This window comes from Pseudomonas sp. W5-36 (genome assembly GCF_046540455.1).
GTDB lineage: Bacteria > Pseudomonadota > Gammaproteobacteria > Pseudomonadales > Pseudomonadaceae > Aquipseudomonas > Aquipseudomonas graminis_B.
This window is the reverse complement of sequence record NZ_JAXCIQ010000007.1, coordinates 105,576-122,121: the sequence shown is the minus strand read 5'-3', so window position 1 is coordinate 122,121 and position 16,546 is coordinate 105,576. Positions and strand designations below refer to the sequence as shown.

The following is a 16,546-nucleotide window of genomic DNA, read 5'->3' as shown; positions in this document are numbered from 1 at the left end:
CGTGCCGGCTCGCCAACACCGGCGCCTGCCCATCAAGGAGCAGACGCCGAGCCTGAACGCTCGGAGCCTGTCACTCAGCGGCCGCCCGGCGAAGGGCTCGGCACGACAAAGCTTCGGCGCCCCAGCCGCAGCACCAGCAGGGTCACCGAATCGGCGTTGGCCAGAATAACCCGGCTGCGTTTCTGGGCATCGCTCATAAACACATCACGGGCATCGTCCAGGGTCTTGCACTTAGTGAGCTTCAGGATCGCGTCGTATTCGAAACTCTCCTCCTCATCGAAATCGCGCCACTCCCCGTCCGTCAATTGCAGAAAAAGCTCCCGTTTGATGCTCAGATGCGACAACCCGGACGACTGCATGCGCTCAATGTCTCCCTTCAACTTGATGTTGTAGGCATTGTTTTCCTGCAGCAGGTCCGGATACGGCGACGTGCTTTCCAGGTAGGCGATGTCGTGGGTATCGAGCACCAGATGCGAGAGTTCATGGATCAAGGTGGCCGCGCGGTAATGGGCCGGGCAATCGAACCCTTCGTTCGCCGCCTCAGGCTTCAGTGGAAACGGCGGCGCATCAAAATACCGGTCGGTCAGAAACACGCGCTTTTTCGGGTCTCGTTTAATGACGAAGCCCATGGTGCCCTCCCGCCCCGGGCGGTTGGTGCCCACCACAAACCGTGGCGAAGAATAGGGTGACAGCGACGCATCCATCACTTCATCAAACAGCGCCTTGACCGCGCGTTCGGTGTCGACCAGCAGCTCTTGTCCGGGCTCACTGACCCCGAAAAAGTCGCCAATGATCTGCGTAACCCTCGGGTCCAGCGGCGTGCCGGGGGCATGCACGTTGAGGTTATCCAGCACATTTTCGAGGTACCTTTTGGCCTGCAGATGGGCTTCACCGATACGCTGGGCGCGCTCCCGATAGAAGGTGCGTATGTCGGCCATGCCGCTGGCCTCGATAAGCAGCACGTCGTCAGCACTGACATCGGCAGCGTGGGTCCGCAGCTTGGTCATGGCCCCGCCGCCGCCCTTCAGACCGGACTCGATATCCAGCTGCCAGCGCTGCCTGTCGTCCAGCTTCAGGCACGGGCCGGGCGATCGGTCGGGGCCGATAATCATCCAGCGGCCACTTTCGGCCTGACGGCGCACTTCATAGACCCGCCCGGAAACAGCCGCATACGCCCTGCCGTTTTCCGTGTTCATGAACAGACTCAGCAGGTCGTCCCGGCGCAAGTCCTTGAGCGAGACGTTCCGGGCCTCCAGCGCATGCAGACGGGTCAGCTGCTCGCCCGTGAGCGTGGCGCCTCCCCAGAAGAACACCGGCGCAGGCACCTCCTCGCCCTCCACCAGATCGGCGCTGATCAACTCGTCTTTTTCAGCCTGGTCCCGGGCCGTCATCATGACGCCCAGGGCGGCAGAAAATTCGGAGAGGGCTTCCCCCCAATGACGCCCGGAGGCCGACGCAGCTGACGCACGAAACAACGTATGGCTCTGCCACAGCGCGATCATCGTGCCAAGCTTGCCGGGCATGACACTCAGTGCCTGCTCAAGGCCAAGGGACGCCAGAAACTGGCGCGACGCGTGATCAGCCTCCTGATTCGTGACCGTGTCGGACTCACCGATGTCCACCAGCAGGCTCATGGTGTCGGTGAACATGAACTGCAGCGAGTTGCCGTTTTCCTCAGCCAGTGACACCGTGACCGGACCCGGTGTGTGTGTCGGCACATCCCCGAACCCCTGCGCAAAGAACGGCAGGTGAGGCTCAATGAAGCCGCCGTGTTCATACCGCTTGCGAACTTCCGGGTCCACTCGCTGCAACAACAACGCTTGCAGGCTCGCATCGCTGCGGATATCGGCCTCCAGCGCCGAGAGGCTGGTGTACTCGCGGAAGACAAAATCGCGGTGGAACACGGCGTGCAGGATAACCGGACCGCTGGCGCCCGCCTCGGCGCAGATCAGATAAATGCCCTTGAGGATGTCGGGCGTCATGCCTGCGTCGGCGACCAGCCGCAACGCACTGATAATGACGCGCACCCCGTTGACCGGTTCACGGGCGATCCCGTCAGGCATCTCAACCACACGCGAGATGAACGCGTAGGCTTCGGCGCTCAGCTGTCCTTCAAGCTTCTGCTGCATCGCCACCGCCTGCATCATCGGTGGCAGCTGGTCGATAAACAGCTTGTTGCGCCTCACCCATTTGGCATCCGCGGGGTTCAACGTCTGACGCAGCAGGGTCCTGAATCCTGTGCCGACGTCCAGCTTTCGCACCGTGCTGCGCAGGTAATCGGGCGTGATCAGGCGGGCTGCCTCTGGGTCGTCGGCGTCATTGATGCTCAATACACCGTCCGGGATGTCGGAAAAGCGATTGATCGCGTAATCGGTCAGCGTCTCACTGTGCACGAGGGTGGCGGCCGGAATCCCTGACGGGATCTGGCCAACGCCGGTGGGCGCCGCAACGTAGCGGCGCTGGGTGACGGTGATCTCGTCGGGGTGCAGGACATGCTCGGGAAAATCCTTGCGCATCTGTTCGAGCAGCCGGTCGCGTGCGTAATCCGAGAGCGTCGGGATGTCGAAGAGAAAGTCCTCCTCGCCGTCGCTGGCCAGAAAGAAACGACGCCATATCGCGTTATACGCTCGAAGGTCGTTGGGCGATGCCGCCTTCAGCCAGTCCGGCAGCAGCTCTTGAAACAGCGTGTTGTCGATCCGCACCGACAGCGCATCGAGCATCTCGATCAATTGCGTGTCCAGCTCGGTGGCCCGGGCAAGGCGCGTGAACAGCCCGGCTTCAAAGCGACAACGCCGGGCGCGGGCGCACATCTGCTGGAGGTTCTGTGACTGTCGGTCAAACACGCTTTGCTGCAACGCCTCGATCGCGTGGCCGGCGCGATGACTGAAATGAATGCGAATCGGACCCGCAGGGTGTGCTTGCAGGTGGCTGCGCAGCAGCACACGGTCGCGTTCCCCCAAAAGCGCCAGCCAACGCTCACTATGAGCGCCACGCAAGCGACTGCCTATTTTGTCGCTCAATGCCTGCTTGGAGACGAAATACTCCCAGCCCAGCTGGCTGCTCCAGAACATCACGCCCGCATCGAGGGCCAAGGGTTGCCAGAGGGCCATTGAGTCACTGAGGGTGGCCCCCGGCTGTGGGCCGTAGACCAGCGACACCGCAAACACTTCAGTGGTCGGCGCCCCCGGCTCGGTCCTCTGCGCGCGGACCGGCGCGTTCAGCACTTGCATGACCATGCTCGCCGACGCGCTTGTCACCTGCTCCATTCGCTGGCGCAGTGCCAGATCGAGCCGCAACGTGTCTTCCCTGAGGACCAGCGCGATGGCAACCGGTTGCAGCTGCCTGTCGCCCAGACGCGCAAGGCCCGTGCGCAAGCGCCTGAAGTGGTCGAGATAACGTTCGATGAAATCCGCCGCCACGCGCTTGAGCATGAAGCGGATGAGCTCGATATCCAGGAGTGCCCCTGCAGCCTGGGCGGTGAGCAGCACCTGCGCCGACGATTCGAGCGGATCGCAACGGTGTCCGCTGACGCGTTCCAGCAACAGCGCCACCAGATCCATCGACGTGGCACTCAAGGTCTCACTGATGGCGACGGAGTCTGGTTCGACATCGGAGGAGCCCAGCGGCAGCGACTCCAGCCAGCGCACCCGCACCTCGCTCGCGCGCAATCCCCGGGCCGACGCCACGCACAGATAACGTTGCAGCGCCTGCTCGGCGTAGCCGGCAAGGACGTTGTCCAGCTCGCGCAGATGCGCCGCATTGGCATCGAACACTTGGGTTCGCTCCAGCCAGGAAGGCGGCGTTGGTTGCAGTTGGGTCGGCTGGGAAGGGTCGGACGCTGACAGTTGACTGCCAATGCTCTCTGGCTCCGTGACGGCCACCACCAAGTCATCGTTGGCGCTGCTGCACCAGACGGCGGCGAAGTCCATCGGCTGCTCGCGGCGCCAGCGTCCGGCGCTGAAGTGCAGTTGACGAGGGTCGATCAGTTGACGCACGTCCAGCGCGTCGTCGTACATCGCCGAGATCATTTCCGACTCGGTCGACAACCCCGTGACGAACTGCAGATTGCGCGCCTGCAGCGCAAGGATGGAATCAATCCGTTCGCCCAGCAGGGGCCCGCTGATGCGTTGCATCGAAAGGGACAGGGCGCCTTCGCGCAGCAACAGGGGCTGATCGGCCAGCGCCAGTGTCGGGCGGAGCATCTCGCGTCCTTCCGGGGTCGAGCAAAAGGCACTCAGCGCCGTCAGATTGGCGAATCGGCGCAGGCCGTGCTCCGGCGTAAACCACAGCAACGGCAACGCTGCCGGGCTGACATCGAAGACCAGGGTGCCGGCCAGTGGCTTTGCAGGGGCGCCCGGCACATGCAGCGCGAGACGACTGCAGTGGAACTCGGCGTCTGATGCGGTGAAGCGCGGCCCGGCCACGAGCAACGGCCGCAACAACGCTTGCTCCCGCCGAGTGAGATTCGCCTCGTGGCCATAACGGTAGAGCTCATGGCACAGGCTCGTGGCGTAAATTTGCATGGCCATGTCACGGCACGAACCGGCCGCGTGTCGCTGCCCCCAATAGTCGCTTAGCAATTGGGCGAATCGAGCAGGCACCGCAGGAATCGTCTCGCGTATGGCCTGAGCGAACAACGCCGCATCGCTGTCGCTCGCCACTCGCCCCTGCGCATCCAGGTACTGCATCGTCACGCCCTGGTCCAGCTCGGCACGGCACACGGCTTCATACGCCGTTTGAACCAGCGTCTGGGTCCTGAACACGAGTTCTTCTTCGGCACTGGAAGCCGGCTGCACCAGGCGCATGAGGTGCGTCGCCGGATCCATCTGCTGATCCGGCAACAGCCGGCGCAGCTGCAGGGCCAGGGACGAATTGACCGCGCCGATCAGGTCCGGGATCAGCTTCAACTGGTCGGTGAACTGCCTGACTGAATGGGCCTGGTACTCAACGATGGCTTCCATTTGCGCCTGGAAAGCATCGCCGTCGATTTTTTCGTATTCGAACGAGGCCAATGGATCATCGTTGGCAAATCGCCTGAGCAGCGTCGCCAAAAGCTGTGCGCGATCCTCGAAAGCTTCAACCCCGGACGCCAGGGTAAACAGAAACACACGCGGATCGGCGGTCTGGCCATGGCTGAACATCAACGCCGCGCTGAGCTCCAGCGAGTTGGGCAGGCCGTCATTGAGCAGCAGCCGATCCACTCGGACCGGATCGGCATCATCGGTTGCCGGCGCGCCTGCTGCGCGTTTCAGCCAAGTCTGTTCGGATGACACGAGAAGATCGGCAGTGACGGCGCGGTCGAGTTCTTCGAGGAAGCGCCGTCGCAATGACGCGCTGTTGAAGTACGTGGTGGTAACGGTGGACATGACAACTCCTTGAGCACAAGCGTCCACGGCCGGCATTGGCCGGGCATGGGCAGGAAAGGCTGGGAGCGTAGGGAAGAAATCCACCGCGATTGCGGTACATAACGCTGTACACGGGCAAGGAAATTCAGGATTGACTGACGAAGGCGCGACGACCTTGCGCGGTGGGTGCGAGGGGCCTGCACGCGGCGCCGCGCGCAGGCCCTTTCACCGAAAGACGGTACAGATGATCAGGCTTTCAAGGTGCGCGCAACGTGGCCGGCGAATGCATCGATGATGTTCTGCAGGAACGGGCGGGTTTTCTCGCTCAGCTTGCCGTGTTCGTCAAAGAAGGTCCCGGCGTTGCCCAGGTAGGCTTCCGGTTGCTGCATGCACAGCACGTCGAGGAACACGAAGCACTGGCGCAAATGCTGGTTGGCGCCAAAACCACCGATCGCCCCGGGCGACGCACTGACCACGGCCGCCGGTTTGGCGCTGCCCCATGCGCTTTTGCCGTAGGGCCGCGAGCCAACGTCGATGGCGTTTTTCAGCGCGCCCGGCACTGAACGGTTGTATTCGGGGGTGACGAACAGAAACCCGTCTGCGCCCTGCAGGGCCTGACGGAAGGCGGTGTAAGCGGCAGGCGGCGAATCCGCGTCGATGTCTTCGTTGTACAACGGCAGGTCGCCGATTTCGACGATGCTCAGCTTCAGGCTGGACGGCGCCAGCTCAGCCAGTGCGTGGGCCACTTTGCGGTTGATGGAGTCTTTCCTCAAGCTGCCGACGATGACTGCAATCGAATGAACCTGGCTCATGAAACGGACCTTCTGCTGTGGGAGGAGACAACAGTTATAGATGAAACAGGAAGGCAATTCTGTGTTGTTTTTCCGTTGCTAATCATCGAAGCGTTCGATGCTGGCCCGTGGGTTATCGGCCCCTGCTTTGGGCGAGCCGTGCTACCGTCGGTCGCGACTATTTTTCCGATCGCCGAAAACTCCCCCCGGAAACGGCGGTCTGACTGCCTTAGGCGAATAAGGTCCCCGGACAAATTTGGGAATTACCTTACAAGCGGACACGGTTTATTCACTCGCGGTGTTAGGATGCGAGCGAAAACGAGCAGTTATTTCCAGAGGTTACAAAGCAAATGGCTTCAGTTCTAGTTGGGCAATTTCATGCGAGGGATGCGGAGGGACGCGTTTACTCGGTGCATGAATTCCGTGAATCACAGCCTGACGAGGCTGATGGAAAGGAGCCCGTTTCCACTTATCGCCTGGCCATTGGCGACCGCGTCAAACATTTGGGCGGAGAGGAATTCGAGTTGATTCAGGGCAAGGTCAAGCTCATACGAGAGCATTGAAACACCGCTGCAAGCCCGCCTCTTTCCACTCAGGCCGCTCATATCCTGCGGCCACGAGTCAGGTCAGAGGGGCTTGCCGCTTCAATCGACGCCAGGCGCGTCGAACAACAGATACCAGAAAATCGCCGCCTCCTGCGTCAACGGTTCTATCGCCCGATAGCGCAGATGATCGACCCCGCCGACCACAAACCCGTAGCGCTCATATAACCGGCACGCCTCCAGATTGTTGTTCTGGGTTTCCAGGGTGATGCCCGGCAGCCCGCGCTTGCGGCTCCAGAACTGCGCCACGTCCAGCAGCTTTTGTGCCACGCCATTGCGTCGCGCCCCGGTATCGACCGCCAGTTCGTCGATGTGAGCGAAACCGTTCCAGTGCTCGCTGACCACCACATGCCCGACCGGCTGCTCATCGAGCCAGGCCACCAGCACCGTGCCGTCGGCGGCGTCCCGATAATTGCAGAACTCTTCGGAATCGATGCCGTAGTTTTTCAGGTAAGGCTCGACTGCATCGACGTGCCACTGCGCCACGGGCTCGCCGATCTGCACCCGGGCATAGCCGGTGACGGTGAAGGTGAACTCGCTGTTGAGGATGTAATCCTCGAAGCATTCGTCAGCGACACGAATGCTGAAAGTCGGGCTGGACGTGTTCACCATGGGCCTCTCTCGTCAAACAACCACAGATGTATCTGCCAATGCGGGGGCGAGCTTGCTGGCGAAGAGGCCCTTGCGTCCGGTACATCCGCGGCGCCTGAAATGCCGTCTTCGTGAGCAAGGCGCAGCGCCACACCGGTCACTCCCACACCTACTGTGTTTGCTGGGCGAGAGCGGGGCTGCCATCGTCAGGCTTCGGCCTGAGCCTGGGCTTCGAGCAACTGGGTCCACAGGGCCGGGGCACCGGCGGATTTGGCGATCACGGCCAGCCGCGCTTCGTGCTCCGCCAGTTCGGCCTCGCTGGCGACGATGATGCGTCCGGGCGTGCGGTTGGCGATGCGGCGGATCTCCGATGGGCGATCGGCGCCGCCCTCTCCGTCGTTGTTGCCGGCCAGCGACAGGGTCGTCTGGCCACCGGTCATCGCCAGATAGACTTCCGCGAGAATCTCGGAGTCGAGCAATGCGCCGTGAAGCTCACGGCCGGAGTTGTCGACGTCGTAGCGTTTGCACAGCGCATCAAGGCTGTTGCGCTGGCCCGGATGACGCTCGCGGGCCATGGCCAGGGTGTCGAGGATCGTGCAGTAACTGCTGAGATTGGCGCGATCGTGCTGGCCGATCAGGGCGAATTCGTTGTTCAGAAAGCCGACGTCGAACGCCGCGTTGTGGATGATCAGCTGCGCGCCTTTGACGAACTCGAAGAACTCGTCGGCGACTTCAGCGAAACGCGGTTTACCGATCAGGAACTGGTCGGTGATGCCGTGAACGCCAATGGCGCCCTCGTCACTCTCCCGGTCCGGTTGCAGGTAAACGTGGAAATGCCGCCCGGTCAGACGCCGGCCAATCAGCTCGACGCAGCCGATTTCGATGACCCGGTGGCCGTCGGTGACGGGCATGCCGGTGGTCTCGGTATCGAGGACAACCCTTCGTTCAGTGATGATGTTTTGTACAGTCATTGCCTACCGCCTCAGCTTCAGGCGCGGATATTAGCATGGCGGTTTTGCGATGTGCGCAACCTTGCCAGACCGCACACAAGGATTGTTTGCCACGACATTGATGTCGGTCATGCTGGCCTCTTCCCGGCTAAAGCCAGTCCTACAGTGGGTGCGCGGTGGGTCAGTGGGACCGGCTTCAGCCGGGAAGCTTTTGTTTTGCTTTTGATCTTCATACGCCAAAGGATCAGTCACCGCCAAACGCGACTTGGGTGCAGGCTGAACGCAGGTCTTGCGTAGTGGGCCGAGCCGCATGGATGCGGCGAGAGCGCCGTCAGGACATGGATGTCCGTTCGGCGCAGGCCCACGGAGCGAGACCGGAGTGAAGTAATCCTGACGAAGGAAGGGCCCAGCCGAGAGCAGGCAATAGCGCTCGATGCTACCTAACCGTGCTTGATACCGCGCACTTCATCCACGCCGCGGTTCGCCAACTGGTCAGCGCGCTCGTTACCCGGATGGCCAATGTGGCCGCGCACCCACTTCCAGCTCACATTGTGCCGGCCGACCTGCTCGTCCAGCTGCTTCCACAGATCGGCGTTTTTTACCGGTTCCTTCGCTGCCGTTTTCCAGCCGCGCTTCTTCCAGTTGACCATCCACTCGGTGATGCCTTTCATCACGTACTGCGAGTCGGTCACCAGGATCACTTCACACGGCCGCTTCAGTTCTTCGAGACCGCGAATGGCGCCCAGCAGCTCCATGCGGTTGTTGGTGGTGTTGGCTTCACCGCCCCAGAGTTCTTTTTCGACGCCTTTGCACACCAGCAACGCGCCCCAGCCGCCGGGGCCCGGGTTGCCCTTGCAGGCGCCATCGGTGAAGAGTTCTACGGTATCGCTCATTACGATGTTTCCAGAAATTGAGAAAGCGTGGCGTCAGCCGGTGAATCAGGGCTCGGGCGTGCGCCGATTGACCTTGGCCATCGGCAGAGGCAGCAGTTTGCCCATGGGCTCGCGGCGCGGCATGCGCACGGGCCGCAGCCCTACACTCATCTTGCGCGCGATCAATAGATAGAAGCCGCCGCCGGGACTTTGCCAGCCATCGCCGAGACGTTCGAGCCCGGCCAGACGAGCCTGCCACTTGGGCGAAGCGAGCGGCGGACGATAGCACCCGAAGCGGCGTTTCTCCAGCGCGAAGCCCAGCAGGTTAAGCCAGTCGCCGACCCGCGATGGCGAGATGCAGCGCGCCCTGCGCAGGGCATCATTGGCGAAGAAATGGCGGATGCCCCAGGTGCTCCAGGGGTTGATCCCGACGATCACCAGATGCCCGCCGGGACGCACGCTGCTGGCGGCTTCGCGCAACAGGCCGTGGGGCGACAGACAGAAATCCAGACCGTGCTGCATGACCACCACATCCGCGGCGTGCTCGCTCAAAGGCCAGGCCTGCTCTTCGCAGACAATCTCGACGCCCGGCAACGGCGCGCCCAGTCGCACGTTGCGCTGCACTTGCTTCGCCGCCGGCGGGGTTTGCGCCGACGGGCCGTAATGCACCAGATAACCGCCAAAAAAACGCTCGAGCTCTTGCTCCAGCACACGGCTTTCTTCTTCCAGCAACAACTGCCCCAGGGGCCCGGACAGCCAGTCGCGGGCGGCGCTGATCAGCTCAAGCCACTCGGGATCGGCCTGGGCGAACGCTTCATCGGTCATTTCCGGTCTCCATGAGAGGGTCATTGCGATAGAGACTCGCCTCGAGTCTGTTCAGACCCTAAGATGCTTCTCTATGTTTCCAGCCAAGCGAACCGCGCCATGATACAGGTCGATGCCCTGCCCGCTTTCAGCGATAACTACATCTGGTTGTTACAAGACAATGCCGTCAAACGCTGCGCCGTGGTTGACCCGGGTGATGCCGCCCCCGTCATCGCCTGGCTTGAGCGCAACCCGGACTGGCGCCTGACCGACATTCTCATCACCCATCACCACGCCGACCACACCGGCGGCGTCGCGCAACTGAAAACACTCACCGACGCCAAGGTCTACGGCCCGGCCAATGAGAAGATTCCGGCGCGGGACGTGGCCCTGTCCGACAACGATCAGCTCACCGTACTCGGCCTGACATTCAGCGTCCATGCGGTCCCCGGCCACACCCTGGGCCACATCGCCTTTTACCATGCCGACGCACAACAGCCACTGCTGTTCTGCGGCGACACACTGTTCGCCGCCGGTTGCGGCCGCTTGTTCGAAGGCACCCCGCAGCAGATGCATCATTCCCTGAGCCGACTCGCCGAGCTGCCCGACAGCACCCTCGTCTACTGCGCCCACGAGTACACCTTGAGCAATTTGCGCTTCGCCGTGGCGGTTGAACCGGACAACGCCGACGTGCTGCAGCGTTTTGAAGAAGTGACGCAATGGCGTGCACAAAATCGTATCAGTGTGCCGTCGACGCTGGCACTGGAGCGCAAGACCAATCCGTTTCTGCGAGCCGCCGTCATCTCCGTGAAACAAAAAGCAGACGAACGGAGCGGAACCCATAACGCGACGGCCACAGAGGTCTTTGCCGTGTTGCGGGCATGGAAAGATAAGTTCTAAACAGGCTGCGAATCAGCACGGAAATTCTGAAAGGTTGACCGTTCACCAGTCACTTTCTAGAATCGCCCGAAATTTTCGCCTGGAACTATCCCCCAGCCAATGTCGTCATCTATACGCAAAACCTTTAATTCCGACACATTGACTCGGTTGGCCCAGGCAATCGCAGTGGTCGCGAGCGCGACATTGGCAGGCTGCCAGAGCACCGGCGGCCTCGAATCCGGGAACGGCGCCAGCGCCGCCCATCCCGTCGCCAGCACCAAACCAAAACCTGTTTACATCGCACGCAAACCCGTGCCCCTCGCCCCGCCCCATGATGTGTGGGAGCGCATGCGTCAGGGTTTTCAGCTGCAAGACGGCAACGACCTCAACCCACGCATCGATCAGCAACGCCTCTGGTACGCCAACAACCCGTCGTTCCTCGAGACGGCCGGTAACCGCGGCAGCCTGTACATGCACTACATCGTAGAGCGGCTGGAGGAGCGCAACATGCCCCTCGAACTGGCGTTGCTGCCGGTGATCGAGAGCGCGTACAACCCGATGGCCTTGTCGCGCAGCGATGCGGCGGGGATCTGGCAGTTCATTCCGTCCACCGGCCGCTACTTCAACCTGCGTCAGACCAATTTCTACGACGGCCGCCGCGACATCACTGCGTCCACCACGGCAGCGCTGGACTACCTGACCAAGCTGCACGACATGTTCAACGGCGACTGGCTGCTGGCACTGGCGGCTTACAACGCTGGCGAAGGCACGGTCAGCCGCGCCATCGAACGCAACGACAAGCTCAATCTGCCCACCGACTACTGGAACCTGCCGCTGCCCCAGGAAACCCGCGACTACGTGCCGAAGCTGCTGGCACTGTCCCAGGTGGTCATGTCGCCAGATGCCTACGGCGTCAACCTCAGCCCGATCGACAACAAGCCGTACTTCCAGGTCGTCGAGCTGAATCAGCGCATGGACCTGTCGAAAGTCGCCGCCATGGCGAACATCGACGAAGACGAGCTGGTGCAGCTCAACCCCGCCTTCAAGAAGCGTCTGACCATCGACGGCCCCCAACACCTGCTGGTGCCGACGTCGAAATCCCAGTTGCTGACCACCAACCTGTCCAACATGAAGCCTGAAGAGCTGGTCGACTGGCAGCAATACCGCGTGCGTCCGGGCGACAGCCTGGCCAGCATCGCCAGCCGCTACAAGGTGTCGACCAGCACCCTCAAGGACATCAACAAGCTGTCCGGCAATCAGGTGAAACGCGGACAGGCGCTGACGATTCCGGTGCAGCCCGGCATGCAGTACGCGATGCCGGTGTTCGAAGAAGTCGCCGAGGTGGACGAAAAGCCGGCGCGCACCCGCAGCTACAGGGTGAAGAAGGGCGACAACCTGGTGCAGATCGCGCGCATCAACAAGGTCGACGTCAAGGATTTACAGCACTGGAACAAGCTGTCCGGCCAGAACCTCAAGGTCGGCCAGACGCTGGTCATGCAGGACAACAGCAAACCGGCGAAAGCCAGCTCACGCGCCGTGGCCAAGGCTGACAACAGCGCCAGGGGCGAAGACGCCGGCAAGAAGTCGATGCAGTACAAGATCCAGAAAGGCGATTCGATGTACCTCGTCGCCAAGCGCTTCAACGTCGAAATGCAGCACCTCAAGCGCTGGAATCCGCGCAGCGGCCAGGCCCTCAAGCCAGGGCAGACACTGACGGTGTACCTGCCGCACTGATGAGTCGCAGGCAACGCCGATGCTCTTTGTAGGAGCGTGGCTTGTCCCGCGATCGGCGACAAAGTCGTCGTAAAACCTCTGTTCACGATCTGCCAGGCATACCGCACTCTCAGGATTTACTGCCGGTCCCCGGCAGATCGCGGGACAAGCCACGCTCCTACAGATGTTGCGTCAGCCTGACACCTCCGCCCTGCCCTTTTTCCAGCCGATACAAGCTGTTACTGTGACCGACCGCTGCCTGGATCGACCGCCGACTTGATACGTCACCTGCTGCTGACTTTCAGCCTGGTCTTGAGCACGACAGCCGCCGCGACCATCAGCGAAAGCCATGGTTACGCACAATTCGGCGTCCTCAAGTACCCTGCCAGCTTCACGCATTTCGACTGGGTCAATCCTGAGGCGCCGAAAGCTGGCACCCTGCGAATCATGGCCAACGGCACGTTCGACACCCTCAACCCGTACACCTTCAAGGGCAGCAGCCCGATTTCGACGGCCAACTTCGGCCAGTACGGTGTCAGCGAGCTGAACGAACCACTGATGGTCGGCACCGGCCAGTACGACCCCTCCGGCGATGAACCCACCTCCAGTTACGGCCTGATCGCCAAAACCGTCGAGTACAGCGACGACCGCAGCTGGGTGGTGTTCAACCTGCGCCCCGAAGCGCGCTTTCACGACGGCAAGCCGATTACCGCCTACGACGTGGCGTTTTCCTATAGAACGTTACTGAAGGACGGTCACCCGCAGTACCGCACGGCTTTGCAGGAAGTGCAGCGCGTGGACATCCTCAACCGCCACCGCATTCGTTTCGTGTTCAAGCGTTCCGGCAACCCATTACTGATTCTGCGCCTCGGCGAACTGCCGGTTCTGCCGCAGCATTACTGGAAGAACCGCGACTTCAAGGCCACCTCCTTCGAGGCCCCGTTGGGCAGCGGCCCCTATCGCATCACCCAGGTGCGGCCGGGGCGCAGCCTGGTGTTCGAGCGGGTGAAGGACTATTGGGGCAAGGACCTGCCGGTCAACCGCGGCAAGTACAACTTCAACCGCGTCGAAGTGGAGTTCTACCGCGACGCCGACGTAGCGTTCGAAGCGTTCAAGGCGGGCGAGTTCGACATCTACATCGAGCATCAGGCGAAGAACTGGCTCACCGGTTATGACTTCCCGGCGGTGACCGAGGGCAAGGTGATCAAGGCGCAGATCCCGCACCAGATCCCCACGCAGACCCAAGGGCTGTTCATGAACACCCGTCGCGGCGCGTTCGCCGACATCCGTGTGCGCGAAGCCCTGGGGCTGATGTTCAACTTCGAGTGGACCAACCGCACGCTGTTCAACGACGCCTATATGCGCTCGACCAGCTACTACCCCAACAGCGAATTCACTTCCAGCGGACTGCCCGCCGGTCGTGAGTTCCTCATGCTCGCGCCCTACCGCGAGCAGCTGCCGGCCAGGCTGTTCACCCAGCCCTTCGCGGTGTCGAAAACCGACGGCGGCGGCGTGCCCCGGGATTCCATTCGCAAGGCGCTGGGGCTGCTGGCCGACGCGGGCTGGACATTCACCGAGCGCGGTTTGACCAACAGCGCCGGGCAGCCGTTGCGTTTCGAAATACTTCTGGTCAATCCCAACCTGGAGCGAATCCTGCAGCCCTACATCGAAGACCTCACGCGGATTGGCGTCGACGCGCACCTGCGCACCGTTGACCGCGCTCAGTACAAACAGCGGCTGGACCAGTTCGATTTCGACATGATTCTGATGACCCTGAACCAGACCCTCAGCCCAGGGCTGGAGCAATGGCAGTATTTCCATTCCAGCCAGGCCACCATCAAAGGCAGCAAAAACTACGCCGGCGTCGCCAACCCGGTGGTCGACAACCTGCTCAACCAGCTGTTGGCCGCGAAGACCCGGGATGATCAGGTGGCGGCGACCCGTGCACTGGATCGCGTGTTGCTGTGGCAGCACTACATGATCCCCAACTGGTACCTCAATAATCACCGTCTGGCGTACCGCAACCGGTTCGCCATGGTCACCACCCCGCCCTATACCCTGGGCCTGCGTGCGTGGTGGCTCAAGCCTTCGGAGAAAACCCAATGACTGCCCTGCGCTCCCTGACCCGCGCCGGCGGCCTGTTTCTGAGCCCGTTCGTGCTGGCCCCGCTGCTGCTGGGCGTAACCTGTGCAACCCAGGCGGCTCCGCAACACGCCATCACCCTGTACAACGAAGCGCCGAAATACCCCGCGGACTTCAAGCATTTCGATTACGTGAACCCGGACGCGCCCAAAGGCGGGATTCTGCGCAGCGCCGGGTTTGGCGGCTTCGACAGCCTCAACCCGTTCATCAGCAAGGGCGTGCCTGCCGACGACATCGGCCTGATCTACGACACCCTTGCCCGCCAGGGCCTGGACGAGCCTTTCACCGAATATGGCCTGATCGCCGGCAAGATCGAAAAAGCCCCGGACAACAGCTGGGTGCGTTTCTACCTGCGTCCCGAAGCGAAATTCAATGACGGCCACCCGGTCCGCGCCGAAGACGTGGTGTTCAGCTTCGAGACCCTGATCAAGGACGGCTCGCCGCTGTACCGCAGTTACTACGCGGACGTTGATCAGGCCGTCGCCGAAAACCCGACCACGGTGCTGTTCAAGTTCAAGCACAACGACAACCGCGAACTGCCGCTGATCCTCGGCCAGCTGCCAGTGCTGCCCAAGCACTGGTGGGCCACCCGCGACTTCAGCAAGGGCAACCTGGAAATCCCGCTGGGCAGCGGGCCGTACAGGGTGGTCGAAGTCAAAGCCGGACGCTCGGTGCGCTACGAGCGGGTCAAGGATTACTGGGGCAAGGACCTGCCAATCAACAAGGGCTTCTACAACTTTGATCGGCTGTCCACCGACTACTACCGCGACAACACGGTGGCCCTCGAAGCTTTAAAAGCCGGTGCTTTCGACTTCTGGCAGGAGATGGCGGCGAAGAACTGGGCGACGGCCTACGACGTTCCGGCGGTCAGAGAGGGCCGTCTGATCAAGGAAGAAATCCCCAACGGCAATCCCCAGGGCATGCAGGGCTTTATCTTCAATCTGCGCAAGCCGATGTTCCAGGACGTGCGCGTGCGTCAGGCCCTCAGCCTGTTGCTCGACTTCGAGTGGACCAACAAGCAGCTGTTCTTCGGCAGCTACACCCGCACCAAAAGCTATTTCGACAATTCCGACATGGGCGCCAAAGGCCTGCCGACGCCTGCCGAGCTGAAGATCCTCGAGCCCCTGCGCGGCAAGCTGCCGGAATCGGTGTTCACCGAGGCATTCAAGCTGCCGGTCACCGATGGCAGCGGCATCATCCGCGAGCAACAGCGCAAGGCGTTCCAGCTGCTCAAGGACGCCGGCTGGAAGATCGTCGGCGACAAGATGGTCGACACCGACGGCAAGCCGGTCACCATCGAGTTTCTGCTCGCCCAGACCGAATTCGAGCGCGTGCTGCTGCCGTACAAACGCAACCTGGCCGACATCGGCATTGATCTGGAAATCCGCCGGGTCGATGTCTCCCAGTACATCACCCGCCGCCGCTCACGGGACTACGACATGATCGTCGGCAGTTTCCCGCAATCCAGTTCGCCGGGTAACGAGCAGCGCGAATACTGGGATTCCTCCGCCGCCGACAAGCCGGGCAGCTACAACGTGATCGGCCTAAAAGACCCGGCGATCGACACGCTGGTGAGCGGCTTGATCAACGCCGACTCGCGCCAGAGCCTGATCGACCACACCCGCGCCCTCGACCGCGCGCTGCTGTGGGGCTACTACGTGATCCCGAACTGGCACATCAAGACCTGGCGCGTGGCGTACTGGGATCACCTGGGCCACCCGGGCAAAACCCCGCTCTACGACATCGGCACCGTGACCTGGTGGGTCAAACCCGACGCGACGCCGGCGATTCCCGTGCAGGCCGCGCCAGATCAGATGCCGGCCGACGCCGAGTCAGCCAAAGGCACGGAGCAATAGC

At 61.9% G+C, this 16,546-nt stretch carries 11 protein-coding genes and 1 pseudogene; 6 read left to right on the top strand and 6 right to left on the bottom strand.

Annotation, left to right across the window (positions count from 1 at the left end; genetic code table 11):
• Window positions 1-74: 74 nt before the first annotated feature.
• Window positions 75-5,366, bottom strand: coding sequence for a dermonecrotic toxin domain-containing protein (locus tag SLW74_RS14570; RefSeq protein WP_410929298.1), 5,292 nt, complete (start codon window positions 5,364-5,366; stop codon window positions 75-77).
• 227 nt (window positions 5,367-5,593) lie between these two features.
• On the bottom strand, window positions 5,594-6,157 hold the full coding sequence (locus tag SLW74_RS14565; RefSeq protein WP_065986466.1) for an NADPH-dependent FMN reductase: 564 nt from the start codon (window positions 6,155-6,157) through the stop codon (window positions 5,594-5,596).
• A 329-nt stretch (window positions 6,158-6,486) separates the two neighbouring features.
• On the opposite strand from SLW74_RS14565, the gene SLW74_RS14560 reads away from it, so the two are divergent.
• Complete coding sequence (locus SLW74_RS14560; protein WP_083232993.1) at window positions 6,487-6,699, top strand: hypothetical protein; 213 nt, start codon at window positions 6,487-6,489, stop codon at window positions 6,697-6,699.
• Between the two features lie 81 nt (window positions 6,700-6,780).
• On the opposite strand, the gene SLW74_RS14555 is transcribed toward SLW74_RS14560, so the two are convergent.
• From SLW74_RS14555 to SLW74_RS14540, 4 genes are all read right to left on the bottom strand, one after another.
• Entirely contained in the window at window positions 6,781-7,350 is a 570-nt protein-coding gene (locus SLW74_RS14555) for a GNAT family N-acetyltransferase (RefSeq protein WP_065986465.1), read from the bottom strand.
• Between the two features lie 185 nt (window positions 7,351-7,535).
• A complete protein-coding gene (dnaQ, locus tag SLW74_RS14550) occupies window positions 7,536-8,282 on the bottom strand; it encodes a DNA polymerase III subunit epsilon (RefSeq protein WP_410929379.1) in 747 nt (248 codons plus the stop codon).
• A gap of 437 nt (window positions 8,283-8,719) precedes the next feature.
• Complete coding sequence (gene rnhA / locus SLW74_RS14545; RefSeq protein WP_065986461.1) at window positions 8,720-9,172, bottom strand: ribonuclease HI; 453 nt, start codon at window positions 9,170-9,172, stop codon at window positions 8,720-8,722.
• Between the two features lie 45 nt (window positions 9,173-9,217).
• The gene (locus SLW74_RS14540; protein ID WP_065986459.1) at window positions 9,218-9,976 is read right to left on the bottom strand and encodes a class I SAM-dependent methyltransferase; all 759 of its coding nucleotides are present in this window, start codon (window positions 9,974-9,976) and stop codon (window positions 9,218-9,220) included.
• Window positions 9,977-10,075: 99 nt separating this feature from the next.
• Here SLW74_RS14540 and gloB point away from each other — a divergent pair, with 99 nt between their 5' ends.
• The 5 genes and pseudogenes from gloB to SLW74_RS14515 all read left to right on the top strand — a co-directional run bounded on the left by gloB (window position 10,076) and on the right by SLW74_RS14515 (window position 16,545).
• A complete protein-coding gene (gloB, locus tag SLW74_RS14535) occupies window positions 10,076-10,855 on the top strand; it encodes a hydroxyacylglutathione hydrolase (RefSeq protein WP_065986549.1) in 780 nt (259 codons plus the stop codon).
• A gap of 99 nt (window positions 10,856-10,954) precedes the next feature.
• Window positions 10,955-11,063 (top strand): annotated as a pseudogene (locus SLW74_RS14530) (lytic transglycosylase domain-containing protein); the annotation flags it as partial.
• Window positions 11,064-11,131: 68 nt separating this feature from the next.
• Window positions 11,132-12,568, top strand: coding sequence for a LysM peptidoglycan-binding domain-containing protein (locus SLW74_RS14525; protein ID WP_410929378.1), 1,437 nt, complete (start codon window positions 11,132-11,134; stop codon window positions 12,566-12,568).
• Between the two features lie 255 nt (window positions 12,569-12,823).
• Window positions 12,824-14,653 carry an extracellular solute-binding protein gene (locus SLW74_RS14520; protein WP_410929297.1) on the top strand — a complete coding sequence of 610 codons (1,830 nt, stop codon included), beginning with the start codon at window positions 12,824-12,826 and terminating at the stop codon, window positions 14,651-14,653.
• The gene (locus tag SLW74_RS14515; protein ID WP_410929296.1) at window positions 14,650-16,545 is read left to right on the top strand and encodes an extracellular solute-binding protein; all 1,896 of its coding nucleotides are present in this window, start codon (window positions 14,650-14,652) and stop codon (window positions 16,543-16,545) included. Before SLW74_RS14520 ends, SLW74_RS14515 begins: the two co-directional genes overlap by 4 nt.
• Window position 16,546: the final 1 nt, after the last annotated feature.